The organism is Demequina iriomotensis (assembly GCF_000971395.1).
In the GTDB taxonomy this organism is placed as follows: domain Bacteria; phylum Actinomycetota; class Actinomycetes; order Actinomycetales; family Demequinaceae; genus Demequina; species Demequina iriomotensis.
On sequence record NZ_BBME01000009.1, the window covers coordinates 98,980 to 122,925 of the forward strand.

Annotated in this window: 22 protein-coding genes; 12 read left to right on the forward strand and 10 right to left on the reverse strand. The window is 71.6% G+C overall.

What is annotated here, in order from left to right; genetic code table 11:
* Nucleotides 1–19 precede the first annotated feature (19 nt).
* From AOM09_RS00560 to AOM09_RS00575, 4 genes are read right to left on the reverse strand one after another with little or no spacing between them, the layout of a single operon-like run.
* The gene (locus tag AOM09_RS00560; protein ID WP_062382750.1) at nucleotides 20–1,423 is read right to left on the reverse strand and encodes a protein kinase family protein; all 1,404 of its coding nucleotides are present in this window, start codon (nucleotides 1,421–1,423) and stop codon (nucleotides 20–22) included.
* A gap of 31 nt (nucleotides 1,424–1,454) precedes the next feature.
* A complete protein-coding gene (gene murJ / locus AOM09_RS00565) occupies nucleotides 1,455–3,158 on the reverse strand; it encodes a murein biosynthesis integral membrane protein MurJ (protein ID WP_062382754.1) in 1,704 nt (567 codons plus the stop codon).
* A 1-nt stretch (nucleotide 3,159) separates the two neighbouring features.
* Nucleotides 3,160–5,109, reverse strand: a complete 1,950-nt coding sequence (locus AOM09_RS00570) for a DUF6049 family protein (RefSeq protein ID WP_156162162.1) — start codon at nucleotides 5,107–5,109, stop codon at nucleotides 3,160–3,162.
* Complete coding sequence (locus AOM09_RS00575; protein ID WP_082098693.1) at nucleotides 5,106–5,651, reverse strand: NUDIX hydrolase; 546 nt, start codon at nucleotides 5,649–5,651, stop codon at nucleotides 5,106–5,108. The genes AOM09_RS00570 and AOM09_RS00575 overlap by 4 nt, the downstream gene beginning before the upstream one ends.
* Before the next feature lie 103 nt (nucleotides 5,652–5,754).
* Here AOM09_RS00575 and AOM09_RS00580 point away from each other — a divergent pair, with 103 nt between their 5' ends.
* A complete protein-coding gene (locus AOM09_RS00580; RefSeq protein WP_062382761.1) occupies nucleotides 5,755–7,215 on the forward strand; it encodes a CCA tRNA nucleotidyltransferase in 1,461 nt (486 codons plus the stop codon).
* Between the two features lie 252 nt (nucleotides 7,216–7,467).
* Here the strand turns inward: AOM09_RS00580 and ald are convergent, their stop codons facing one another.
* Nucleotides 7,468–8,568, reverse strand: a complete 1,101-nt coding sequence (gene ald / locus AOM09_RS00585; protein ID WP_062382764.1) for an alanine dehydrogenase — start codon at nucleotides 8,566–8,568, stop codon at nucleotides 7,468–7,470.
* Nucleotides 8,569–8,715: 147 nt separating this feature from the next.
* Here ald and AOM09_RS00590 point away from each other — a divergent pair, with 147 nt between their 5' ends.
* Nucleotides 8,716–9,249, forward strand: coding sequence for an Lrp/AsnC family transcriptional regulator (locus AOM09_RS00590; protein WP_174452900.1), 534 nt, complete (start codon nucleotides 8,716–8,718; stop codon nucleotides 9,247–9,249).
* Nucleotides 9,250–9,259: 10 nt separating this feature from the next.
* Here the strand turns inward: AOM09_RS00590 and AOM09_RS00595 are convergent, their stop codons facing one another.
* On the reverse strand, nucleotides 9,260–10,552 hold the full coding sequence (locus AOM09_RS00595) for an MFS transporter (RefSeq protein WP_062382771.1): 1,293 nt from the start codon (nucleotides 10,550–10,552) through the stop codon (nucleotides 9,260–9,262).
* A gap of 39 nt (nucleotides 10,553–10,591) precedes the next feature.
* On the opposite strand from AOM09_RS00595, the gene AOM09_RS00600 reads away from it, so the two are divergent.
* From AOM09_RS00600 to AOM09_RS00610, 3 genes are all read left to right on the forward strand, one after another.
* Nucleotides 10,592–11,053 carry a DUF805 domain-containing protein gene (locus tag AOM09_RS00600; protein WP_062382775.1) on the forward strand — a complete coding sequence of 154 codons (462 nt, stop codon included), beginning with the start codon at nucleotides 10,592–10,594 and terminating at the stop codon, nucleotides 11,051–11,053.
* A gap of 45 nt (nucleotides 11,054–11,098) precedes the next feature.
* Nucleotides 11,099–11,473 carry a DUF805 domain-containing protein gene (locus AOM09_RS00605; RefSeq protein WP_062382778.1) on the forward strand — a complete coding sequence of 125 codons (375 nt, stop codon included), beginning with the start codon at nucleotides 11,099–11,101 and terminating at the stop codon, nucleotides 11,471–11,473.
* Nucleotides 11,474–11,536: 63 nt separating this feature from the next.
* A complete protein-coding gene (locus AOM09_RS00610; RefSeq protein WP_062382781.1) occupies nucleotides 11,537–12,205 on the forward strand; it encodes an SDR family oxidoreductase in 669 nt (222 codons plus the stop codon).
* A gap of 82 nt (nucleotides 12,206–12,287) precedes the next feature.
* Here AOM09_RS00610 and AOM09_RS00615 read toward each other — a convergent pair whose 3' ends face one another.
* A complete protein-coding gene (locus AOM09_RS00615) occupies nucleotides 12,288–13,379 on the reverse strand; it encodes an inositol-3-phosphate synthase (RefSeq protein ID WP_062382784.1) in 1,092 nt (363 codons plus the stop codon).
* A 15-nt stretch (nucleotides 13,380–13,394) separates the two neighbouring features.
* Nucleotides 13,395–13,982 (reverse strand): PadR family transcriptional regulator, encoded by a 588-nt coding sequence (locus tag AOM09_RS00620; RefSeq protein ID WP_062382787.1) that lies wholly within the window; start codon nucleotides 13,980–13,982, stop codon nucleotides 13,395–13,397.
* Nucleotides 13,983–14,220: 238 nt separating this feature from the next.
* On the opposite strand from AOM09_RS00620, the gene AOM09_RS00625 reads away from it, so the two are divergent.
* Nucleotides 14,221–16,560, forward strand: a complete 2,340-nt coding sequence (locus AOM09_RS00625; RefSeq protein WP_062382791.1) for a transglycosylase domain-containing protein — start codon at nucleotides 14,221–14,223, stop codon at nucleotides 16,558–16,560.
* Between the two features lie 45 nt (nucleotides 16,561–16,605).
* Here AOM09_RS00625 and AOM09_RS00630 read toward each other — a convergent pair whose 3' ends face one another.
* Nucleotides 16,606–17,640 carry a lipid II:glycine glycyltransferase FemX gene (locus AOM09_RS00630; protein WP_062384333.1) on the reverse strand — a complete coding sequence of 345 codons (1,035 nt, stop codon included), beginning with the start codon at nucleotides 17,638–17,640 and terminating at the stop codon, nucleotides 16,606–16,608.
* 68 nt (nucleotides 17,641–17,708) lie between these two features.
* On the opposite strand from AOM09_RS00630, the gene AOM09_RS00635 reads away from it, so the two are divergent.
* On the forward strand, nucleotides 17,709–18,878 hold the full coding sequence (locus AOM09_RS00635) for a DegT/DnrJ/EryC1/StrS family aminotransferase (protein ID WP_062382796.1): 1,170 nt from the start codon (nucleotides 17,709–17,711) through the stop codon (nucleotides 18,876–18,878).
* Here AOM09_RS00635 and AOM09_RS00640 read toward each other — a convergent pair.
* Nucleotides 18,847–20,079 (reverse strand): carboxylate--amine ligase, encoded by a 1,233-nt coding sequence (locus AOM09_RS00640; RefSeq protein ID WP_062382815.1) that lies wholly within the window; start codon nucleotides 20,077–20,079, stop codon nucleotides 18,847–18,849. The genes AOM09_RS00635 and AOM09_RS00640 overlap by 32 nt on opposite strands.
* Nucleotides 20,080–20,273: 194 nt before the next feature.
* Here AOM09_RS00640 and rpsF point away from each other — a divergent pair, with 194 nt between their 5' ends.
* The 5 genes from rpsF to dnaB all read left to right on the forward strand — a co-directional run bounded on the left by rpsF (nucleotide 20,274) and on the right by dnaB (nucleotide 23,930).
* Entirely contained in the window at nucleotides 20,274–20,564 is a 291-nt protein-coding gene (rpsF, locus tag AOM09_RS00645) for a 30S ribosomal protein S6 (protein WP_062305488.1), read from the forward strand.
* 56 nt (nucleotides 20,565–20,620) lie between these two features.
* Complete coding sequence (locus AOM09_RS00650; protein ID WP_062382817.1) at nucleotides 20,621–21,133, forward strand: single-stranded DNA-binding protein; 513 nt, start codon at nucleotides 20,621–20,623, stop codon at nucleotides 21,131–21,133.
* Between the two features lie 29 nt (nucleotides 21,134–21,162).
* Nucleotides 21,163–21,399 (forward strand): 30S ribosomal protein S18, encoded by a 237-nt coding sequence (gene rpsR, locus AOM09_RS00655; RefSeq protein WP_062290299.1) that lies wholly within the window; start codon nucleotides 21,163–21,165, stop codon nucleotides 21,397–21,399.
* Between the two features lie 15 nt (nucleotides 21,400–21,414).
* Complete coding sequence (gene rplI / locus AOM09_RS00660) at nucleotides 21,415–21,861, forward strand: 50S ribosomal protein L9 (protein WP_062382824.1); 447 nt, start codon at nucleotides 21,415–21,417, stop codon at nucleotides 21,859–21,861.
* Nucleotides 21,862–22,553: 692 nt separating this feature from the next.
* Nucleotides 22,554–23,930: a replicative DNA helicase gene (dnaB, locus tag AOM09_RS00665; protein ID WP_062382827.1), complete on the forward strand. Its 1,377-nt coding sequence runs from the start codon at nucleotides 22,554–22,556 to the stop codon at nucleotides 23,928–23,930.
* Nucleotides 23,931–23,946: the final 16 nt, after the last annotated feature.

Sequence of the window (23,946 nt, forward strand, 5' to 3'; positions counted from 1 at the left end):
CGGCGTTCGCCGCGGGAGATCACCCGGATGGGTCGGGAGAGGGCTCGAGCGTCGCGGTGACCGCGGGGTTCGGGATCGACGAGGGGTCCTCCTCGATCACGATGGCAGGGTCCAGCGGCGAGTCGAGCCAGCCCAGCGCGAGCATCACGGCGAAGACCATGCCGACGATAGCGATGGTGATGACCACCCGCGAGCCGTTGAGTGGACCGCCGTGCACCGCGCGATCGCGCGCGCGCCGCAGGCTGGTGGCGATCAGCTCGGACCCGGGAAAGCGGCGGTTGAGGGACTCGAGCACCAGCTCCCAGGTGCCGGGCTCCCTCACGCGGTTCTGGTCGGCGACCATGATCTCGAGCGTGTCGAACGCGGCCTCGTGGCGATCCGCGGGGCGTCCCACGGTCGCGATCGCATCGGTGTCGGGCGCGGACGGCTCGTGGCCCTCCGGGGCCGCATCGTCCATGCCGATGTCGGTCGCCGGCACGGAGAGCGCGAGCACGGACTCCCGGAGCCCCGGCGTCGACATCTCGGCCGCGATCGCCTCGTCCGCCGAGCGCTGCGCGTTCGCGAGGGTCTCGGCGGCGACGAGCGCGCGTGCCGCCTCGCGGGCCTCGGCCTCGCGCCGCGCGGCCTCCTCCGCCTCCCGCAGCGCCCTCTCCTCGGCCTCGCGCTCCAGGCGCGGCGTCAGCGGCAGGGCATCCACGGTGGCCGCGAAGTCGGCGAGCGAGCGCGAGTCGGCGGACACGAGCGCCGCCACCACCTCGGACAGCGTGGCCGGTCCGGGACCCTGGAGCAGGCTCAGCACGAGCGCGCGGGCCTGGCCGGGGAGGTCCTCCGGAAGGTCGTCGGCCGTCGCCTCGGACGGCTCGAGGCCGGTGAGCGCTCGGACGAGCAGCGCGGTGATCGCGCGCGCATCCTCGGACTCGCCTGCCGAGCCCACCAGCCCCGCGGCCTGCGCCGCCTGCCCGTCGACGCCCAGCCCTCCGACCACCACGCGGCCGCGCGGGGAGACGGTGACGCATGCGGGCCGCACGTAGCCGTGCGACATGCCGTTGGAGCGCGCGACGGCGAGCGCTCGCGCGGCACCCGCGGCGACCGCCAGCGCGCGGCGCGGCTCGATGCGATGGGTCGCGAGCACCTGGTCCAGGACGGGCCCGGGCACGTGCTCGAAGGCGACGTACGTGACGGGACCGTCGGGCGCGTCCTCCTGGCCGGCGGCGACGATGCGCGCGAGGCGAGGATCGCGCAGCCGCGAGGCCCGCGTCGCCTCCTGGCGGATGGCGTCCGCGGCGTCGCCCGCGACGAGGTCCACGACCGTCCGACGCCCCAGCCGGGCATCGTGCCCGAGGTACCGCTCGACCCCCGGGATGTCGTGCTCGACCCGCTCGAGCAGGGTGAACCGCGCACCCACGATCGTGCCCGATTCCACCTGTGCCGTACCCCCGTGATCCGTCCGGTGCCTATCGTACGGTGCGCCGCAGACGTCGCAGCAGGGGCTCCGCGAGCTCGCTCGCCTCGGGCACGCGCAGCACGCGCAGCAGCGCCCAGTAGAGCACCCCCATGAGGGGCACGAGCACCGCGAGGGCGCCGCACGCGATCATCAGGCTGTGAAGCCGATCGGCGGGATCCGGCTCGGGGATGAAGCGCAGCAGGGACCATCCGGCCACCCCGGCGAGCGCGGCCGCCAGCAGCGCTCGCGAGGCCACCGCCGTGTAGGCCGCGAGGCCGAGGCTGCCGATGCGGCGCCGGACGCCCCGTGCGCGCAGCACCACCCCGACGACGTTCGACAGGGACAGCGCGAGCGCGACCCCCGCGGTCCACCAGTAGGGATCGAGCACGCGCTGGAAGGCGAGCATGCCCACCGCCCACGCGATGGTCACGGGGATCTGGATGAGGAAGACCGCCCGGCCGTCCTCGAGCGCGAAGAAGACGTTCTTGAACACGCCCAGTAGCGCGAGGGGCACACCTCCGACCGCGAGGGCCATCAGCACGTACGCGACGGAGCGCACCACATCGGCCTCCACCGTGGGCAGGGCGAGGCGCACGATCGCCGGGGCGAGCGCGACCAGCACGGCCGTGGACCACAGGCCGAACACCGTGACGATGCGCATGCCGCGCTGCACGGTGGCGCGCAGCGCGGCCATGTCCTGCGCGGCGGCGTGACGCGACATCGTGGTGGCGAGCGCCGTGAGCAGCGACACGATGATGAGTGAGTGCGGGAGCAGGTAGAGCATCATGGCGTTGAAGTAGGCGGCGTTGCCCGCGATCGACGGGTCGCCGAGCTCGGACCCGATCGCGCCCGCCTCGCTCGCGATGCGCGTCACGACGATGACGCCCGCCTGGTCGAGCAGCACCGCGCCGAGCGCCCACCCGGCGACCGTGGTGACGCCGGAAAGCTCGCCCTGGGGGCCCGTCCACACCGGGCGCCAGCGATAGCCGCCGCGCAGGAGCGGCCACACCAGGATCAGCGCCTGGGCCGCGATGCCGAGCGTGGCCGTGCCCGCGATGAGCCAGATCGCGTTCGCGCCCCACCAGCCCGGGTCGTCGAACGCGGCGCTGTGGCGGTCGTACCCGCCGTACATCGCAAGGAAGGCCGCGAGCCCCACGATCGAGACGATGTTGTTGAGCACGGGCGCCCACATGTAGGGGCCGTACTGCTCGCGCGCGTTGAGCACCTGGCCCAGGATCGTGTAGACGCTGTAGAAGAGCAGCTGCGGGATGCACCAGAATGCGAAGGCGATCGCGAGCTCGCGCTGCGGCGCGTCCCAGCCCTGCGTGTACACGTTGACGAAGACGGGCGCGGCGAGCGTGAAGAGCACCGTGATCCCGAGCGAGCCGGCGATCCCGAGGGTGACGATGCGGTCGACGGTGCGCTTGCCGTCAGGGCGGCGGAACGCGCGCACGATCTGCGGCACGAGCACGGCGTTGAGCACGCCGGCCGCGACGATGGCGTAGAGCGTGTTCGGGATCTTGTTCGCGACGTCGTAGGCGTTGGCGGCGATCCCGGTCGCGCCGATCGCGCCCACGAGCATCGCGTTGCGGATGAAGCCCAGCCCGCGCGACACGAAGGTGCCCGAGGCCATCACCAGCGTGTTGCGCCCCACCGAGCGGCGCGGCGCCGCCGGGGCCTCGGGCCCGCCGGCGGTCGCCTCGTCCTCGGTCACGTCAGCCCTTCCCGCCGCCGTCGGTGCGCGCGGTGCGGGTGTCCTTGCGACCGCGGCGCACCGTGCGGATCACGCCGAGCACCAGCATGACGATGAGCCCGACGGTGAACACCGCGGTGACGGCCGTGCCCCAGTCGGCGCGCACGCGCACCGACATGCTCACCGGCGCCGCGATGCTCGCGCCGTCGGTGTTGCGCAGCACCGTGCGCGCTTGGACGTTCGCGGTCGAGACGGCGGAGACCTCGACGGGCACCGTGATGCTCGAGCGGGCCGGGACGGTGACGGTCGGGGAGTCCCTGATCTGCAGGTTCGCCGAGAACGAGGTCATGTCGACCACCACCGTGGCGTCGACGTCGAGGTCGTTCACCACGGTGACGGGGAGCGCGCCCTTGTCGGCGATGAAGTTGATGTCGGAGCCGGCGGCGACGTGCAGCGCGCCGAGCGTGGCGTCGATGCTGGTGGCGGAGTCGGCGAGGCGCAGCTCCCGCGCGACCTCGTCGCCGCGCAGCGAGCGCGTGAGGGGCGACAGGACCGCGGCGCCGCCGGGATCGAGCACGTCGTCCGGGTCGTCCGCCACGACGCTGAGGTCCATGAGGTCCGCGAGGCGCGTCGTCAGGCCCGTGATGGCCGTTTGGCCGAGGTCGTCGTCCTCGCCCACGAGCGCGGGCGCGCGGGTGGTGCGGCCCTCGTCGGCCTCGACCAGCTCGGCGACGCCGACGGTGCTCACGAACGGGCTCTCGAGCAGCCCGGCCAGCGCGTCCGTCGCGTCGGAGGCGGACGGGGTCCAGTCGTCGCCGGTCCACACAAGCACGGGAGCGTCGGTCTCGGCTGCCGTGAGCGCCCCCGCCGCGACCGCGGCCCCCACCGCGCCGGGATCGACCTCGCCGTCGGCGACGGCGTAGCCCGAGAGCGTCGCGTCGGGGGTGAGGAGCGTGAGGCGGGCGCCGTCGCCCCGTGACGGCAGCGTCGCGGCGGTGACCCCCGACGTCGCCGCGTCCAGGCCGTCCGTGACGAGCAGCGCCGTCGCGCCGGCGTCCGCGGCCAGCCGCAGAGTGGGGCGGTCCGCCTCGCCGACGATGCCGAGCCACGGCAGGTCGGTGAACCCGCCGGTCGCGGCCTGCTCGGAGCGGGCCAGCGAGTAGTCGAGCAGCGAGGTGTTCTCGGCGTGGGCGAGGGAGACGAGGTCCGGGTCCTGCGCCGGCAGGCGCATCACGTCCCGGTCGGAGAGGTCGAACGTGCTGGTGCCGAGAGCCGAGAGCGCGGTGCCGTCGATCGCCAGGGTGACGCCGTCGATGCTCGAGGCGGTCGCGACGGCGCGCACCCGGGCGCTGAGGCCCGAGGCGGTGGCGAGCGTGGACAGCGTGAGCTCGGGGACGTCGGCATCGGCCCACGTCACGGCGCCCGTGAGCAGCGTGGTGACCTGGTCGCCCACGCGAAGCTCGAGCGTGACGCCATGCGCCGCCCACGAGTCCTCGGCGAACGGGAGCCGTCCCTCCCGCGCGGTGACGGACACGGTGGTCGAGACGCCGTCGCCCAGCCGGGTCACCTCCTCGGTGCCGTCCGAGCCGCTCGCCGGGGCTGTGGTGGTGGTCACCCCGAGCGGTGCGGTCCCGACCGTCACCAGCGCGGCCTCGCCGCCGCCGAGGAACTCCGCCAGCGCCTCCCGGTCCTCGAGCGGGTCGCGCGTGACGCGCATGGCGACCGTCGCATCGTCGACCGGCGCGCCGGTCGTGTTGGACACGGTCACCATCGCGCTCAGGGGATCGCCCGGCTCGACGTACGGGGTGGGCGCCGAGACGATGGAGGCCTCGAGGCCGAGGTCGACGGGGTCGGCCAGGGGAGCGGCGTGCGCGGGCGTGGTCAGCGCGACCGTGCCCAGCGCCGCCGCCGCGCCGAGCGCGCGGTGGAGCCGCGAGCGGGCGCCGGCGTCCCGCATCGTCCCTGCGGTCACGGCCCGATCGCGAGCAGGCGTGCCGCGGCCTGCGCCATCTTGCGCTCGTTGGGGTACGCGAGCTCCCGGGTGAGGTCGGCGACCGCGATCCACCGGGCGACCTCGGCCTCGTGGTCGGGGTCGTTCTCGGTGGTGATGATGCCGCCCTTGGCCTCGAGCAGGTAGTGGTGGACCACCTTGTGGACGCGACGGTCGTCCCCGGTGAACCAGTAGTCGATAATGCCCAGCGGCTGGATGATCTCGGCGTCGATGCCGGTCTCCTCCGCCACCTCGCGGACGGCCGCGATCTCGGGCGTCTCGCCCTCCTCGATGTGACCCTTCGGCAGGCACCACTCGAGGCGGCCTGCGCGGTTGCGGCGGCCGATGCACGCCGCGTAGGCCACGCCGTCCTCGACGCGCACCGCGATGCCGCCGGCGGAGGTCTCGTTGCTCACCGGGAGGTGGGGGGCACGATGCGCGACGCCCTCGCGACGAGGCCGGACCCCGGCGCCCTGCGGAGGCATCGGCACGGGGCCGGGGCGCGGGACGGGGGACGTGGGCATGGCCCAACTCTAACGACAGGCAGGAGGCGCGCCGGTAGGCATGACCGGGGGCGGCGTGCCCCGGGGCCGGGGCGGGACGGCTTGCGTCTGGGACACTGGTGCGGTGACCACCGCCTCCTCCGACCTGCCCACGCTCGATGTCCTGCGCCGTCGCGCCGCCGGACTGTGGGCCGCGCTCCCGCCCGAGATCGGTCGCCTGGCGGACGCGTTCGCGGAGGCGGGCCACGAGCTCGCGTTGGTCGGAGGTCCCGTGCGGGACGCGTTCCTCGGGCGCTCGAGCGCGGACCTCGACTTCGCCTCGTCGGCCAGACCCGACGAGATCGAGCGGCTCCTGCGCGGGTGGACCAAGGCGACGTGGGACATGGGGCGCGAGTTCGGCACCATCGGTGGGCGGCGCGGCGATCTGGTGGTGGAGATCACCACCTACCGGGCCGACGAGTACGACGGCGAGACGCGCAAGCCTGTGGTCGCGTTCGGCTCGTCCCTGTCCGGGGACTTGGCGCGCCGCGACTTCACTGTCAACGCGATGGCGGTGCGCCTGCCGTCGATGGAATTCGTCGACCCGTTCGACGGGCTCTCGGACCTCGCGGGCGGGCTGCTGCGCACCCCCATCGATCCCGCGGTGTCCTTCGGCGACGATCCGCTGCGCATGATGCGTGCGGCGCGCTTCGCGTCGCAGCTCGGCTTCGAGATCGAGCCCGCGACCTTCGCCGCGATGGCGTCGATGGCGTCGCGCATCGAGATCGTCTCGGCCGAGCGCGTGCGCGACGAGCTGGTGAAGCTCCTGCTCGGCACGTCGGTGCGGGAGGGCCTTGCGGCGCTCGTCGACTCGGGGCTCGCCGCGCACGTGCTGCCGGAGCTGCCCGCGCTCAAGCTCGAGGTCGACGAGCACCACCATCACAAGGATGTCTACGAGCACACGCTCACGGTGGTCGAGCAGGCGATCGCGCTGGAGACCTCCGCCGACGGTCCGGTGCCCGGGCCCGACCTGGTGCTGCGCCTCGCCTCGCTGCTGCACGACATCGGCAAGCCCCCGACCAAGCGCCTCGAGCCCGGCGGCGGCGTCTCCTTCCACCACCACGAGGTGGTGGGCGCGAAGATGGCGGCCCGCCGGCTCAAGGCGCTGCGTTTCGACAAGGACACGATCAAGGCGGTCGAGCACCTCGTGTTCCTGCATCTGCGCTTCCACGGGTACGCCGACGCGCGCTGGTCGGACTCCGCGGTGCGCCGCTACGTGGTGGACGCGGGCGCGGGGCTCGAGCGCCTGCATCGTCTGACGCGCGCGGACGTCACCACGCGCAACAAGCGCAAGGCCGATCGCCTGTCCTTCGCGTACGACGACCTCGAGCACCGCATCGCCGAGCTGCGCGAGCAGGAGGAGGTCGACGCGATCCGTCCCGACCTCGACGGCACGCAGATCATGGAGATCCTGGGCATCGCACCCGGCCGGGAGGTCGGCCAGGCCTACAAGCACCTGCTCGAGCTGCGCATGGAGCACGGCCCGCTGGGCCCCGAGCGCGCCGAGGCCGAGCTCAAGGCCTGGTGGGAGTCGCGCTCGGAGTGAGCGCGGGGCCCTGCACCCGCGGCGCCCTGCGCCCTGCGGCCTCGGTACGCCGACCCCTGCGCGCTGAGGTGATCGTCGCGTTCCGGTTCTTCACCCCTCGCTGAACTAAGCCCGCAGGCGACGCGGTCGTGAACGGGAACATCGCGCGCCGGGTGGGGTTGTTTCACCTCGGGATGAAGCTCCCGAGAGCGACAACGGTGGCCGAATGCGCCTCGCGGCGGTCGACGTCGATCGGGGGTCGGGGGTCGGGGGTCAGGCCGGGACGGTCCGCGACAGGTGTGGGAACAGCTCCGCGACCGGGGCGTGGACGATGCGTCCGTCGACCGTCGCGAGCCCGCGCGCCAGCGCCGGGTCCTTGGCGGTCGCCACCTCCCAGCCGTCGGTCGCCAGCCGCAGGGCGTACGGCAGCGTCGGGTTGGTGAGCGCCAGCGTCGAGGTGTGGCCCACCGCGCCCGGCATGTTGGCGACGCAGTAGAAGGTGGACCCCTCGACGGCGTAGGTCGGGGCGGCGTGCGTGGTCGGCCGCGAGTCCTCGAAGCAGCCGCCCTGATCGATCGCGATGTCGACCAGGACGGAGCCGGGACGCATGCGTGCGACCAGCTCGCGGGACACCAGCCGCGGCGCCCGCGCGCCCGCGACGAGCACGGCGCCGATGACCAGGTCGGCCTCGAGGCACGCGCGCTCGACCTCGTACGCGGACGAGGCGACGGTCCGTACCCTCCCGGCGTAGTGCGCGTCGAGCTGGCGCAGGCGGGGGATGGAGAGGTCGAGCACCGTGACGTCGGCGCCCATGCCCACGGCCTGGGCGATCGCGTTCTGCCCCGAGATGCCGGCGCCGAGCACCGTCACCTGCGCGGGACGCACGCCGGGCACGCCGCCGAGCAGCACGCCGCGGCCCCCTTGGCTCGACTGCAGGCTGAACGCGCCGACCATGGTCGCCATCCGTCCCGCGACCTCGCTCATCGGGGCGAGCAGCGGCAGCGAGCCGTCCTCGAGCGCCACCGTCTCGTAGGCGATCGCCGTGGTCCCGGAGGCGACCAGCGCGCGCGTCAGCGGCTCGTCGGCCGCGAGGTGGAGGTACGTGAAGAGGAGCAGACCCTCGCGCAGGTGGCGGTACTCGGTGGCGATCGGCTCCTTGACCTTGATCACCATAGCGGCGCCCCACGCCTCGTCGACCGAGCCCAGCGTCGCGCCCGCCGCGGCGTAGGCCTCGTCGGGGAACGAGGAGCCCACGCCGGCTCCCGCCTCCACGATCACGGTGTGCCCGGCGCCGACCAGCTCCCGCACGCCCGCAGGGGTGGCTCCGACGCGGCGCTCGTTGTCCTTCACCTCAGCAGGGATGCCGATGCGCATGGTCGCTCCTCACTGGCGCCGGGGACGCCGATCCGTGCCGGGTCTCGCATGTTCTTCACCCGACCCCTACGATTCTTGAAGAAAGTTCGAAGCACGCAAGCAATCGTGAATCGAAGTCCGAAAAAACCGATGCGGGGAGAAGGATCGATGGATCAGGGTGCGCGGGACGGCCTCCGGCCGAAGAGTGTTCGGCTCGACGATCTCGACGAGCGCATCCTCTGGGAGCTCATGCGCGACGCCCGCATCCCCAACGCGGCGCTCGCGGCCCGGCTGCACGTCGCCCCGTCGACCACGCACACGCGGGTCAAGGCGCTGCGTGACGCGGGCGTCATCCGGTCGAGCCACGTCGAGGTCGACTACGCCGCGCTCGGTCTCGACGTCCAGGGCATCGTCTCCGTGCGCCTCCGCGCGCAGGCGCGCCCTCAGATCAAGAGCTACGCCGCGAAGGTCATCCAGCTCCCCAACGTGCTCTCCGTGTTCTTCGTCGGCGGCTCCATCGACTTCCTCATCCACGTCGCCTGCACGTCCACCGCGCAGCTGCGGGACTTCGTCGCGACGGAGCTGAGCATGGATCCGGTGGTGGCGTCGACCGAGACGAACATCGTCTTCGATCACCTCATCGGCCAGGAGCACCTGGGATCCGGCGGCCTTGCCGCGTTGCGCGGCCCCATCACCCGGTAGGGACGATGCGTCAGGAGGCGGGCGTCGGCACGCGCGGCGCCCGCGCGAAGGCCGCCGCCAGCGCGAGGTAGGCGACCGCGATGCCGCCCATCACCCACGCGGAGTAGCCCGTGGGCGGCAGCACGAGCGCCGCGAGGGCCGCGCTCGACACGAAGGCGACGTTGTAGGCCATGTCGTAGAGGGTGAAGGCGCGGCCGCGGTAGTCGTCGGCGGTGTCCTGCTGGACGATCGTGTCGACGGCGATCTTCGCGCCCTGCACCGCGAGCGACACGGTGGTCGCGGCCGCGAGCAGCGACCAGCGCGCGGACGATGCGGCGAGCAGGGCCTGGCCCGTCGCGCCGAGGAGCAGGCAGCCGACGATCCAGCGGTGAGGGCCGACGCGCGGCCCGAGCCACGGCGTCAGCACCGCGGCGAGCCCGAAGCCGACCGCGGCGTACGCGAGCACCACGGTGAACTCGCCGAGCGAGCCGGCGGCCGCGCCCGGATCCGCGAGGAGGTAGCGCGACATGAGGATCGAGGCGACGAACATCATCCCGTAGAGCAGCCGCTGCGCGGCCATCACGCCGAGGGCGTGCAGCGGCGTCACGCGGGCGCTCAGGTAGCGCACCCCGGACGCGAGCTCCGCGACGAGCGCGCGCACCTGCGCGGCGAGGTGCAGCGCCGCCAACGGGGACTCGGGGCCGAGCTCGCCGCGCCCCAGCAGCGAGGCAGCCCACGAGGACAACGCGAACGCGCAGGCCGCGCCGATGATCGCGGACAGCGCGAGCGAGGAGTCCGAGGCGCTCGGGGACACGAGCGTCACGACCCCGCCGATCGCCGCCCCGGCCGCCGCCGCGATGGTCCCCAGCGTCGGCATGATGGCGTTCGCGGCGAGGAGCTCGTCCTCCGGGACCACGTTGGCGAGACCCGCGGACATCGCGGCGAGCAGGAAGCGGTTGACCGACAGCGTGAGCAGCGCGAGCGCGTAGAGCGACCACAGCGGCGGGTCGACGGCCAGGGCGGCGGCGATGCCGAGCGCGAGGCCGACGCGCACCAGGTTGCCCACAAGCAGGATGCGCTGGCGCTGCCAACGGTCGATGAGCGCGCCCACGAAGGGCCCGACCAGGGTGAACGGCGCGAGCAGGATCGCGAAGCCCAACGCGATCCGACCGGGGGTCGCGGCCTCGGTCGGATCGAAGAAGAAGGCCGTCGCGATTCCCACCTGGAGCATCCCGTCGCCGCCCTGGGAGAACAGCCGCGCCAGGGTGAGCCTGCGGAAGCCGCGCTCGCGCCACAGGCGTGCGAGGTCGCGGGCCAGTGTCACGTGCCCCAGCGTAGGGGAGGCGGTCAGTACAGTGACCGCATGGGATTCGCCGATGCCGTCGTGGCCTGCCTCCGTGGCTTCGCGACGTTCCGCGGCCGCGCACGGCGCCGCGAGTACTGGTGGTTCCAGCTGTTCGGCTCGCTCGTGTGGGCGGTGACGTTGCTCGTGGCCGTGCCGCTGTGGTTCGCGGCCTTCGAGGGGGAGGCCAGGCCGAGCGAGGACCCGGCCATCGTCCCCGACTCCGTGAGCTGGGGGCTGCTCACCCTCGCGGCGGGCCTCATGCTCGCCTACGTCGTCGGCATCGGCGTGCCGACGGTCGCCGTGACCGCGCGGCGGCTGCACGACCTGGACCAGCCCGCGTGGTGGCTCCTCGCGATCCCGCTGGGCCTGGGCATCGTCCTCCTGGTGATGGCGCTGCTGCCCGGCCAGCCCGGCGCCAACCGCTTCGGCCCGGATCCGCGCGTCGCCGCGTCCCGCCATAGCGACGTCATCCCTGGATAGATTGGTCCCGATGCGACGGACACGCCGTCGCGCGAGGGAGGGGCCATGAACGGCTACATGACGGCGCTGCGGCGCTACGCGGAGTTCAGCGGGCGCTCGCGCCGCGCCGAGTACTGGGGCTTCGTGTTCACCAACATGCTCATCGCGATCGTCTTCAGCATCCTGCTCGCGGTCACGGGCTACGACTACTCGAGCAACGAGCCCAGCGGCTTCGCGGTGGTCATCCTCGTGGTCTTCGCCCTGTACGGCCTCGCGGTGCTCATCCCGTCGCTCGCGCTGCAGTGGCGCAGGTACCAGGACATCGGCTGGGCGGGCGCGGTGTCGATCGTCGGGTGGTTCCTGCCTCTGCTCACCTTCATCGTCGCCCTCATCCCGGGCAACCCGGGCCCGAACCAGTACGGTCCCGACCCCAAGGGCTGAACCGCTCCCTCCGTCCTGGTCCCCCCGGTTGCAGCGCTGCAAGCGCGGGGCCAGGGTGGAGGTATGAGCATCCCGGCGCGTGTGGCGATCGTCGGCGGCGCGGGCAAGGTGGCCCGGCGTCTCATCCCCATCCTTCTTCACCGCGACCACGAAGTGGTCGCGCTCGCACGCACCGACGAGCAGCTCCACGAGCTCGCGGGCCTCGGCGCGGCGGCGCGCCATCTCGACATCGAGGCGGCGGACGAGCCGGACTTCGCCGCCGTCTTCGGTGGGTGCGACGCGGTGGTCTTCACGGCGGGGGGAGGGCCCGACGGGAACGCCTCGCGCAAGCGGACGGTGGACCTCGAGGGTTCCCTCAAGGCCCAGGCGGGCGCGCGGCTGCGCGGCATCAAGCGGTTCGTGCAGGTCTCGGCCATCGGCGTCGACGTCGATCCCGATCCGGAGCGCGGCGAGGTGTGGACCGCGTACGTGTACGCGAAGCGCGAGGCGGACGTCGCGCTGCGCGGCTCGGGGCTGCAATGGACCATCCTGCGGCCGGGCGTCCTGGTCGACGGGGTGGGGACCGGCGCGATCAGCATCGGCGAGAAGGTGATCCCGGGACCGATCCCGCGCATCGACGTCGCGCAGACCATCGCCTCGTGCATCTCGCGGCCCGCGACCGCCGGGCATCAGTGGGAGATCGTCACGGGGCCGGAGCCCATCGGGGTGGTGCTTGATCGGCTCACGGCCTGACGCCAGCACCGTCCTCTGCACACGACGATGCCCGGGTCCCCCTCAGCGGGGACCCGGGCATCGTGCGAGTCGGCGACTCAGATCAGCGCTCGACCTCGCCGGCGACGAAGGCCTCGAGCTGCGCACGGCCCTTCGTGTCCTCCATCTGGACCGGCGGCGACTTCATGAAGTAGGTCGACGCGGACAGGATGGGGCCGCCGACGCCGCGGTCCTTGGCGATCTTCGCCGCACGCATGGCGTCGATGATGATGCCGGCCGAGTTCGGGGAGTCCCACACCTCGAGCTTGTACTCGAGGTTGAGGGGCACCTCGCCGAAGGCCGAGCCCTCGAGGCGGACGTACGCCCACTTGCGGTCGTCGAGCCACGCGACGTAGTCCGACGGGCCGATGTGGACCTCGCGCGAGTCCTTGAGGCCGGCGAGCGGGCCCGTGAGGTTGGACGTCACGGCCTGGGTCTTCGAGATCTTCTTGGACTCGAGGCGGTCGCGCTCGAGCATGTTCTTGAAGTCCATGTTGCCGCCGACGTTGAGCTGGTACGTGCGGTCCAGGCGCACGCCACGGTCCTCGAACAGCTTCGCCATCACGCGGTGCGTGATGGTCGCGCCGACCTGCGACTTGATGTCGTCACCGACGATCGGCACGCCGGCGGCCTCGAACTTCGCGGCCCACTCGGGGTCGGAGGCGATGAAGACGGGGAGCGCGTTGACGAACGCGACCTTGGCGTCGATGGCGCACTGCGCGTAGAACTTGGCGGCCTCCTCCGAACCCACGGGGAGGTAGCAGATGAGGACGTCGACCTCGCGGTCCTTGAGGACCTGGGTGACGTCGACGGGGGCCTCGTCCGACTCGACGATGGTCTGGCGGTAGTACTTGCCGAGGCCGTCGAGCGTCACGCCGCGCTGGACCTGGACGTCCGTCTTCGGCACGTCGCAGATCTTGATGGTGTTGTTCTCCGAGGACTGGGTCGCCTCGACGAGCTCCTTGCCCACCTTGAGCGAGTCCACGTCGAACGCGGCCACGAACTCGATGTCCGAGACGTGGTAGTCGCCGAACTGCACGTGCATGAGGCCGGGCACGGTGTCCTCGGGCTTGGCGTTCTTGTAGAACTCCACGCCCTGGATGAGGGACGTCGCGCAGTTGCCCACGCCGACGATGGCGGCACGAAGCTTGGCCATTTCTTGTCTCCTTGACTAGTGGTCCGCTGGCGCGGAGCCGTTGTTCTCACCGCCGCGGGCGGATCGTTCGTTCTCGATGAGCTGGTCGAGCCAGGCGACCTCGCGCTCGACCTGCTCGAGGCCGTGGCGCTGGAGCTCGGCGGTGTAGGCGTCGTGGCGCTCGTGCATGCGCTTGAGCCCGTCCGACACCTCCTCGAGCCGTTCGGAGAGCCGGCTGCGCCGCCCCTCCAGGATCCGCAGCCGCGTCGCGGCGTCGGTGTGCGAGAAGAGCGAGAAGCGGACGTCGAACGCGTCGTCGTCCCACGACGACGCGCCGGCGTTCGCCAGCTCCTCCGACAGTCGGGTGCGGCCGGCGTCCGTGAGGCTGTACGCGATACGCGCACGCCGGGACGATGCGGGGGAGGCGCCCGTGGGCTCCTCGCCGGAGGCCTCGATGAGGCCCGCGTCGACCATGCGCCGCAGCCCCGGGTACAGCGACCCGTAGCTGAGGGCCCGGAAGGGGCCGAGCTCGGCGCCCAGACGCTTGCGGATCTGGTAGCCGTGGAGCGGCTGCTCGCGGAGGATGCCGAGGATCGCGAGCGTCAGCACGTCGGTCTTCGCCACGCATCCTCCGCTTCCTCCAGCGACCGGCCCTTCAGCCGATCGCACGAACAGTTATATCGCTCCGATACATCGGGAACCGTACATCACGAGATCGTGATGCGCGAATCCGCCCCGCCGGGTCACGATGAACCCACACCGCGCGTTGACGGTGCACCCGGTGACACCGGCGTGCGCCGCCGCGCGGCGCGCATCGGCCCCACCGGGGGTACGCATCGTCCGCAGTCCTTAAGGTGGTCACGTGACCGAACGCTCCTCCGCTCCGCAGCGCGTGCCCGCGCGCCGTCCAATGTCCGCCTCCGGCCAGCAGCCGGCGCGACGCACCACGCGCGCCTCGCAGCCGAGCACCGGGTGGGCGGCCACGGGCGTCGCGGCGTCCACGCCCGCGACCGCGCCGAAGGGCGCCGGCGGAGGCAAGGGCAGCGGGTCGGGAGGTGGCGGCAACGGCTCGGGCCAGGGCAAGGGCGGCAAGGGAGAGCTGCCGCGCTGGAAGCGCATCCTCCGGATCACGGGGGTCTCGGCGCTCATCGCGCTGTTCACCACCATCGCCGCCGGCGCGATCTTCGTCATGGTGATCTACTCGCAGCTCGAGGTGCCCGAGGCGAACGACGTGGCCCTCGCGCAGGCGTCCACCGTGTACTGGTCCAACGGCACGTCCGAGCTGGGCAAGGTGGGCGAGGTCGACCGCGAGATCATCGACTGCTCGACGCTGCCCGACTACGTCGCGCACGCCGTGGTCGCGGCGGAGGACCGCACGTTCTACACCAACCCCGGCATCGACTTCATGGGCACCGCGCGCGCCCTCTACCGGACGGTGGTCCAGGGTGACAAGCAGGGCGGCTCGACCATCACGCAGCAGTACGTCGAGCGGTACTACGTGGGCGAGACCACCACGGACATCCCCGGCAAGATCAAGGAGGCGCTGCTCGCGCTCAAGGTGGATCAGGAGCAGACCAAGGACGAGGTCATCTGCAACTACATGAACACCATCTACTTCGGTCGCGGCGCGTACGGCATCGAGGCCGCGTCCCAGGAGTACTTCGGCAAGCCCGCCTCCGAGCTCACGCTCTCGGAGTCGGCGATGCTCGCCGGCGTCATCCCCGCGCCGAGCGCGTGGGACCCGCGCATCGACGCGGTCAAGTCCGAGCAGCGCTGGAACTACGTGCTCGACGGCATGGTCACCACGGAATTCATCACCCAGGCGGAGCGTGACGAGCAGGAGTTCCCCGAGACCATCGAGTACAGCACCGCCAACACGTTCGGCGGCACGGACGGCTACCTCCTGCGCACGGCGCTGGACGAGGCGATCGGGCATCTCGACCTCACGCAGGAGGAGCTTGAGATGGGCGGTTACCAGATCATCACCACGTTCCGGAAGGGCGACCAGAAGTCCGTGGTGCAGGCCGTCAAGAACATGCCGGACGACCATGCTGACAACCTCCGCGTGGCCGCGACCACCGTCGATGCCGAGACCGGCGCCGTCACGGGCATGTACGGCGGTCCGGACTACCTCACGGTGCAGCGCAACGCGGCGACGCAGGACATCTCGCAGGCGGGGTCGACCTTCAAGCCGTTCGCGATGATCGCGGCGCTGTCGAACGGCTACTCGCTCGACACCAGCTACGTCGCCAACGACAACATGACCATCCCGGGCTTCGACAACCCCGTGCGCAACTACGGCGCGACCAGCTACGGGTGGATCGACATGGTCAAGGCCACCCAGAACTCGGTCAACACCTACTACGTCCAGCTCAACGAGGACGTGGGCCCCGCGACCACGATGGAGACCGCGATCGCCGCGGGCCTGCCGGAGGACACGTACGGTCTCGACGACAACGCCGCGAACGTGCTCGGCACGGCCTCGCCCACCGCGATGCAGATGGCGCACGCCTACACGACGATCGCGTCCGGCGGCGTGGAGAAGTCGACCTTCACGGTGAAGAAGATCATCGGCCCGGACGGCGAGCCGGTCTACACGCGCCGCGACGACTCGGAGCGCGTCTTCTCTAAGGACGTGATGGCGGACACGACCTACGCGATGCAGCAGGTGGTCAACGGCGGCTCCGCGTACAAGGCTCAGGAGCTCGGCCGTCCGCTCGCCGGCAAGACCGGCACCTCGAACGACAACAACTCCGCGTGGTTCATCGGCTTCACGCCCCAGATCGTGGGAGTCGTGTCGATGTACCAGGTGGGCGAGGACGGCTCGGTCGAGTCGATCACGCCGTTCGGCGGCTACAGCGAGATCACGGGAGGGTCGGTCCCCACCGACGTGTGGATCGCCATGATGGGCCCGATCCTCGAGCGCTTCGACGTGGTGGACTTCCCCGACCGCGCGAACGTGGGCACGGCGGTCAACTCGAGCCCGACGCCGACGCCGAGCGAGACGGTCTCCGAGGAGCCGACGCCCGAGCCGTCCGAGACCAGCACGCCGAAGCCCTCCAAGACGAGCACCCCGAAGCCGTCGAAGACCACCGAGCCCGTGGTCACGCCCACGCCGGAGCCGACCGACACCTCCGAACCGGTGGTCACGCCCACGCCGGAACCCACGGACGGCGCCGATGCGGCGGGCGGGGCGGGGTGACCCCGGTGGGTGCGCCGGCGGTCACCTCGCGCCGGCGCCCGGGCGTCAGCGCGCGATCAGGCGCTTGAGGCGCAGGGCCGCGACCAGGGCGCGGTAGCGCAGCGGCTTGAGCGGCACGTCCCACGCGCCGTCGCACTCGACGATGTCGCCGAACTGCTGCTTGAACTCCCGCACGCCCATGAGCTGGGGAGCGCGCTCCGAGCCGACCCCGAACAGGTCGTACTCCCGCACGCCCTCGGCCTTGAGGGTCATGAGGATCTCCCACTTGATCCGCAGCGCCGCGTTGGTGTCACGCGCCTCGAGGTTGTTGCCGGCGTAATAGTCGGTGCCGCCGCGCTCGTGCACCACGGCGATGACCCACGCGATCGCGCGCCCGGGCGCCAGGTCGCCGTCCGCGCCCGCATCGTGGCGCCGCGCGACCCAGATGCGGGCGTGCGGCGCGAGCGCCTCGAGCATCGTGAGGTACATCTCAGCAGGGAAGATGCCGAAGCCGGCGCCGGCCGCGGTCTCGCGGTAGATCTCGTAGAGCTCCGCGAAGGCCTCGGCCGTGAGCCCGGTCTCCTCGGTCACCGTCATCGCCTCGTCCTTGAGCGTGCGGCGGATCTTGTAGCGGCCGCGCTTCGAGAAGGTGGACATGATGGCGTCGCTGTCGGGGGTGAGGTCGATGATGACCGTGTGGTCGAACGTCACCGTCTGGAGCAGCTCCCGCAGGTCGGGGGCGGCGTGGCGCGCGTGCATGCGGAGGAAGGTCGCCCACGGGTAGCGGACCCGGAGGTCGGCGACCAGGGCGTCGCGGATCGCCTTCTCGTTCTCCGGGGTGCGCTCGACCAGCGGGATGGGCCCGTGCTTGGCCCACACGTAGGGGAAGCCGCGGACCTCGTAGCGCGACAGCGAGACGACCGCGACGGCCTCGCCGGCGGCGTCCATCACCCCCAGGCGGGCGAGGTGCTCGCGTCCGGGCACGGCCGCGTCGTACGCGTCCCACGCCGGCGCCTGCTCGATCGGGACCGGGTGGTCGCCGCGGCGGGCGAGCTCCAGGAAGCGGTCGTCGTCGAGGGGCACCACGGTCAGGTCTCGCATCGTCACGCCCACGAGCCTAGACGGACCCGTGCGGGCCCGCGCCGGCGCCCGCCGACCATAATGGCCCGATGGACTCCGTGAGGATCGGCCTGGCACAGGCGACCGGCACCCGGCCCGAGGACTGGTACCTGGCCTTCAAGGCGCGCTACGGCATGCAGCAGGTCTTCGCCGCGCTGTCCTCTCGGAAGGGCCCGGGTGCCGTGCTCACCCAGGCGCTCACCTGCGCGACCGCCGTGGATCCGATCGTGGCCGAGGGGCTCACGCCGGTGTACGGCGACATCTCGGCGGAGTCGCTCGCGCTCGACCCGGCCGCGCTGCCCGCGGGCGAGCCCTGGCTCGCGGTGATGATCCAGCACACGTTCGGCGTGGTGGACGAGCAGCGGGCGCGCGAGCTCGCCGCGGCCGCGCGCGTCCGTGGCGCTCTGGTCGTGGAGGATGCGGCGCACGCGCTCGGCCGCATGGCGCGCGACGCGGACGGGGCGCCGCTCGCGGACGTCTCGATCCACTCGTTCGGCTCGGAGAAGGCGCTACCCACCAAGTTCGGGGGGGCCGTGTGGGTCAACCCCGCTCTCGCCGATGCGGAGCTGCGCGAGCTCATGGTGGGGATGCTCGAGAACCTCGGGGCGCCCGGGACGCGGCTGCGCTTCGCGGCGCGGACCTACCGTGCGCAGCTCGCGGCGCTGCGCCGGCTGCCCGGCGGAGTCGCGTCGCGCCTGCGTCGCGCGCTGACCGCCGCCGGCCTGTTCGAGCCCGCGGTCGCGCCGGCCGAGCTCGAGGGGCGGCTCGCGCACGCCGACGTCGGCGCATCGTCCTGGGTGATCGCGCAGATGGCCGCCCACCTGCCCGGACTTGCGTCCCTCGAGGCGGGCCGACGCGAGGCCGTCGGCGTCTACGTCGAGGAGCTCGGCGACCTGGTGCCGGGCGCCGCTGCGCTCGCGGGCCAGCCGCTCATCCGCATGCCGCTCCTGGTGCCCGTGGGCGTCGACGCCGACGCGGTGGTGTCCGCGCTCGCCGCGCGAGGGGTCTACGCGGGCGACTGGTACCGCCCGGCGCTGTACCCGGGCGCGAAGGACCCGGCCGCCTACGGCTACCGCGAGGACGCGCCCGAGCTGGGTGTCACGCGCGACGTCATCGCGCGCATCGTCAACCTCCCGACGGGCGTGACCGCGGCGGAGGCGAGGCGCATCGCGGGCCTCGCCCGCGGGGTCATCGGTTCAGCCCGGAGCGCCCGTACCTGAAGGTCGACAGCGTGTAGCGCACGTCGACGCGCAGCACCTCGACCAGGCGACGCAGGCTCCGATCCTCGCGGTACCGCAGCGTGTGCGCCGTGCGGCGGCGCGCGGCGCGGCGCACCTGGGAACGCAGCGCGCGCGGCGTGTAGAGGCGGCTCACCCAGCGGGGCAGGTTGATCCACAGCGCCTGGTCCGTGGTGACCTGGTCGCCGGGATCGCGGCCGTACACCCGGTCCTCGACCAGGGCCTTCACGATGTTCCCGCCCGCCGCCATCGTGTAGTAGCTGGTCGCGCCCTGGCGGAGGTTGACCTCGAGGACCTTGGAGACGCCGTCGCGCGGGTCGCGCATGACGTCGAAGTTCGCGGTGCCGGTGTAGCCGACGCCGTCGAGCAGCGTGCGCATGGACTCGACCAGCTCCGGGTCCTCGACCGTCATGATGGCGTTGTTGTTGCCCACCATCGTCGGCTCGTGGTCCGCCATCACCACCTGGCCGACCGAGGCGAAGCGCATGCGGCCGCGCGCGTCGGAGTAGGTGTTCGCGACGCGCATCACCGTCTCGTCCCCGGGGATGAGCTCCTGGACGATCATGTCGTCCTCATAGCCCGCGCCGAACACCCGCGCGAGCACGTCGCGCAGCTCCGCGGCGTCCTCGACGCGGTAGACCTTCTCCTTGCCGGCGAAGCTCAACCGCGGGTAGACGTCCGTGTTCGAGGGCTTCGCGATGACCGGGTAGGGGAACGGCAGCGCCTCGCCCAGCGCCGCATCGTCCATGTCCGCGGGGGTGACGATGCGCGTGCGCGGGTGCGGGATGCCGTGCGCCTCGCACGTGGCGTAGAAGGCGGTCTTGTCGATGAGCGCGTCGGCGAGCTCGCGGTCCACGAGCGGGATGGTGTAGCGCTCGCCCAGGCGGTCGCGGTGGTCGATCACCACGTTCGTGTAGAACTCGATGCACGCGATGAGGAGGAGCCTGCGTCCCGCGAGCTCGTCGGCGAGCCGCTCGAGCGTGGCGACGATGCCCTCGGGCGTCGCGAAGTCGCGGGTCGCGCGCACGTCCATGATCGCCGAGTGCGCGGTCTCGTGGAGCGCCGCGCGGCCGAGCGCGAGCGAGCGCACGCCGTACGCCTCGTGGAGGGAGCGCGCGATGTTGTAGGCGCCCACGCCCGTGCCCAGGAGCACGGGCACGAAGTCGTCGTTGCCGTAGGTCATGGGCCGCAGTCTACGAAAGGCGCCCCGCGCATCGTCCTTCCCCAGGCCGGGACCTGCTACTGGCGCGGTGTCCGTGGCGGACGGTATCCTGTGATGTCGCGGAAACGACCGGCACCCGCCGGGACGTCCGCGACTGCATCACCCTCCTGCCACGGAACGTCCGTGGCCGCATAGTCCAGAGGAGGTGGGTATCGATGCGTCAGTACGAGATGATGATCATCCTCGACCCTGAGATCGACGAGCGCACGGTTCAGCCGTCGCTCGACAAGTACCTTCAGGTCATCACCGGCGATTCCGGCACCGTCGACAAGCTCGACATCTGGGGCCGTCGCCGCCTGGCCTACCCGATCAAGAAGAAGAACGACGGCATCTACGCCGTCGTGAACTTCACCTCGGAGTCCGCCACCGCGAAGGAGCTGGAGCGCCAGCTGGGTCTCAACGAGACCATCCTCCGCACCAAGCTGCTCCGTCCGGACGCCCGCTAAGGGCTGCTCTCTCCCGACTCTCACCAGTACTCATACGAAACCAAGGGGAACACAACATGGCAGGCGACACCCAGATCACCGTGGTCGGCAACCTCACCGGAGACCCGGAGCTTCGCTTCATCTCCTCCGGTGCGGCCGTCGTCAACTTCACGGTGGCGTCCACCCCCCGCACGTTCGACCGTCAGTCGAACGAGTGGAAGGACGGCGAGACCCTGTTCATGCGGTGCTCCCTGTGGCGTGAGGCCGCCGAGAACGTCGCAGAGTCCCTCACCAAGGGCATGCGCGTGATCGTCACCGGCCGCCTGGTTTCGCGCTCGTGGGAGGCGAACGGCGAGAAGCGCTCCGTCATGGAGATGCAGGTCGACGAGGTCGGTCCTTCGCTCCGCTACGCCACCGCCAAGGTCACGCGCACGCAGCGCGGCGGCCAGGGCGGCGGTGGCTTCGGCGGCGGCGGGGGCGGCGGCTTCGGCGGCGGCAACTCGGGCGGGGGCTACAGCGGCTCGCCGGCCGGCGGCTCCTCGAACGACCCGTGGGCGACCGCCCCGGCGTCGGACGAGCCGCCGTTCTGATCGGTACTTTTCACTCAGGAGTCTTCAACATGGCTAAGCACGACATCCGCAAGCCGCGCAAGAAGGTCAACCCGCTCAAGGCCGCCAAGGTCGACAAGGTTGACTACAAGGACACCGCGCTGCTTCGCAAGTTCATCTCCGACCGCGGCAAGATCCGTTCGCGCCGCGTCACCGGTGTCACCGTCCAGGAGCAGCGCGAGATCGCGCGCGCGATCAAGGTCGCGCGCGAGATGGCGCTCCTTCCCTACTCCGGCTCCGGCCGCTGATCGGGGGGATCTCACATGGCTAAGGTCATCCTGACCCACGAGGTCTCCGGCCTCGGCATCGCCGGCGACGTCATCGACGTCAAGGACGGTTACGCCCGCAACTACCTGGTTCCGCGCAAGCTCGCCACCCCGTGGTCGGCCGGCGCCGAGAAGCAGATCGAGGCCCTCCGCAAGGCGCGTCGCGCCAAGGAGATCGCCACCATCGAGGGTGCCCAGGCTGCGCGTGACACGCTGCAGTCCGCTCCCGTCACCGTGTCGGTCAAGGCCGGCGAGTCGGGTCGCCTCTTCGGCGCCGTGTCGCCTGCCGACATCGCGGACGCCATCGGCGACCGTGCGACCGTCGACAAGCGTCGCATCCACATCGCGCAGCCCATCAAGGCGCTGGGCGAGTACCAGGTGAAGATCGCTCTTCACTCGGACGTGGCCGCGAACGTCACCGTCAAGGTGGTTGCCGCCAAGTAGTCCTGGTTCTCCAGGTCGCTCGAGGCCCGTCGCTCCCGCTGGTCGGGGGTGGCGGGCCTCGTCGCGTCTGCGGCGGTGCTGAGACGGTCGCTGGGCCCGCCCGCCCGCCGTTCCGTCCCGCACCCCCGGCGCGGGTCTGGCGCCGGATCCGAGGGCCGCACCTCCGACATGGGTGCCTGCGGCGGCACGGATGTCGGGCCGATGCGGTCACGCTCCGTCATACGGGCGGGCGGGTGGGTGGCCGGGCAGGTGTGCCGGCTTGGTCGGGCGGGCCGACGGTGCGGGGGCGGTTCACGCGCCGTCCGCCGCCCGCGCGCGGGCACGGCTCGACAACGTTTGCCAGGGGATGTCCGATTTGCGGCACCCTGGCGCGCGACACGCCGGGGCGCGACACGCCCGGCACTTGAGCGCGCATCGTTGTCCACAGCCAAGACTGGACAAAGAGCGCAGGTAGCTTCCCTTTCATCGGGATACCAACCGAGTCATCCACACCGTTGTCCACAGCCGCACCGGGGGGTTGTCCACGGGTCCGACGCCCGTCATCCACGGTTGTCCCCACGTTGTCCCCATGTTGTCCACGGGTGCCGCCCCGCTCGATTTGTGAGCGTGCCCACCGCGCCATACATTCGCGTGTCTGGTCCGGCTGTCGGACCCCGGCGAGACACTGGTGACGGTGGTGGGAGAGGAGCGGCATGTCTGTCGACGAGCTTGAGGCGGCCTACGGCTCCGACCCCGGACCGCGCAGCTCGTTCGATCGCCTGCCTCCTCAGAACCTCGAGGCGGAGCAGAGCGTCATCGGCGCGATGCTCCTGTCGAAGGACGCGATGGCGGACGTCATCGAGGAGATCCGCGGCGACGACTTCTACAAGCCGGCGCACGAGACCATCTTCCACGTCGCGGTGAAGCTCTACAACGCGGGCGACCCGGTCGACGCGCTCACGGTGAGCGCCGAGCTCCAGCGCCAGGGCGAGCTGTCCAAGGTGGGCGGCGCCGAGTACCTCCACACGGTCATCTCGCTCGTGCCGTCGGCCGCCTCGGCGGGCTACTACGCGCGCATCGTCCGCGAGCAGGCGATCCTCCGCAAGCTGGTGGAGGCGGGCACGCGCATCGCCAACCTCGGGTACGACGGCGAGGGCGCGGAGGTCGACCAGATCGTCGACGCCGCATCGTCGGAGATCTTCGCGGTCACCGAGCGGCGCAACTCCGAGGACTACCTCCCGATCGGCGAGATCATGGAGCGCACGCTCGAGGAGGTCGACGCCGCGTCGTCGCGCGACGGCACGATGCTCGGCGTCCCCACGGGCTTCCGCGCGCTCGACGATCTCACCGGCGGGCTGCAGGGCGGCCAGATGGTGGTCATCGCCGCGCGTCCCGCGGTCGGAAAGTCGACGCTCGGCCTCGACATCGCGCGCTCGTGCGCGATCCACCACAACAAGACCGCCGTCATCTTCTCGCTCGAGATGAGCCGCGAGGAGATCACCAAGCGCATGCTCTCCGCGGAGGCCGGCGTCAAGCTGTCGAGCCTCACCAAGGGGCCGATGGGGCCTCACGACTGGGAGCGCCTCGCGCAGACGGCCGCCACCATCGCGAAGGCGCCGCTGTTCATCGACGACAGCCCCAACATGTCGCTCATGGAGATCCGCGCCAAGTGCCGCCGCCTCAAGCAGCAGCACGATCTCAAGCTCATCGTGGTCGACTACCTCCAGCTCATGACCTCGGGTCGCAAGGTCGAGTCGCGTCAGCAGGAGGTCTCGGAGTTCTCCCGTGCGCTCAAGCTGCTCGCCAAGGAGGTCGAGGCGCCGGTCATCGCGATCTCGCAGCTCAACCGTGGCTCCGAGCAGCGCGGCGACAAGAAGCCGATGCTGTCCGACATGCGAGAGTCGGGCGCGATCGAGCAGGACGCCGACATCGTCATCCTGCTGCACCGCGAGGACGTCTACGACCGCGACAACCGCCCCGGCGAGGCCGACTTCATCGTGGCGAAGCACCGCGCGGGCCCCACGGACACCATCGAGGTCGCGTTCCGCAAGGACTACGCGCACTTCACCGACATGGCTCACGACATGTAGCACCCATCCGGGGCGC

What these genes read in the sequence shown, in the direction of transcription:
- AOM09_RS00575 (WP_082098693.1), bottom strand. Translation starts at nt 5,651, where the DNA reads ATGCCCACGTCCCCCGTCCCGCGCCCCGGCCCCGTGCCGATGCCTCCG.
- ald (WP_062382764.1), bottom strand. Translation starts at nt 8,568, where the DNA reads ATGCGCATCGGCATCCCTGCTGAGGTGAAGGACAACGAGCGCCGCGTC.
- AOM09_RS00590 (WP_174452900.1), top strand. Translation starts at nt 8,716, where the DNA reads ATGGATCAGGGTGCGCGGGACGGCCTCCGGCCGAAGAGTGTTCGGCTC.
- AOM09_RS00600 (WP_062382775.1), top strand. Translation starts at nt 10,592, where the DNA reads ATGGGATTCGCCGATGCCGTCGTGGCCTGCCTCCGTGGCTTCGCGACG.
- AOM09_RS00605 (WP_062382778.1), top strand. Translation starts at nt 11,099, where the DNA reads ATGAACGGCTACATGACGGCGCTGCGGCGCTACGCGGAGTTCAGCGGG.
- AOM09_RS00610 (WP_062382781.1), top strand. Translation starts at nt 11,537, where the DNA reads ATGAGCATCCCGGCGCGTGTGGCGATCGTCGGCGGCGCGGGCAAGGTG.
- AOM09_RS00615 (WP_062382784.1), bottom strand. Translation starts at nt 13,379, where the DNA reads ATGGCCAAGCTTCGTGCCGCCATCGTCGGCGTGGGCAACTGCGCGACG.
- AOM09_RS00630 (WP_062384333.1), bottom strand. Translation starts at nt 17,640, where the DNA reads ATGCGAGACCTGACCGTGGTGCCCCTCGACGACGACCGCTTCCTGGAG.
- AOM09_RS00635 (WP_062382796.1), top strand. Translation starts at nt 17,709, where the DNA reads ATGGACTCCGTGAGGATCGGCCTGGCACAGGCGACCGGCACCCGGCCC.
- AOM09_RS00640 (WP_062382815.1), bottom strand. Translation starts at nt 20,079, where the DNA reads ATGACCTACGGCAACGACGACTTCGTGCCCGTGCTCCTGGGCACGGGC.
- rpsF (WP_062305488.1), top strand. Translation starts at nt 20,274, where the DNA reads ATGCGTCAGTACGAGATGATGATCATCCTCGACCCTGAGATCGACGAG.
- AOM09_RS00650 (WP_062382817.1), top strand. Translation starts at nt 20,621, where the DNA reads ATGGCAGGCGACACCCAGATCACCGTGGTCGGCAACCTCACCGGAGAC.
- rpsR (WP_062290299.1), top strand. Translation starts at nt 21,163, where the DNA reads ATGGCTAAGCACGACATCCGCAAGCCGCGCAAGAAGGTCAACCCGCTC.
- rplI (WP_062382824.1), top strand. Translation starts at nt 21,415, where the DNA reads ATGGCTAAGGTCATCCTGACCCACGAGGTCTCCGGCCTCGGCATCGCC.
- dnaB (WP_062382827.1), top strand. Translation starts at nt 22,554, where the DNA reads ATGTCTGTCGACGAGCTTGAGGCGGCCTACGGCTCCGACCCCGGACCG.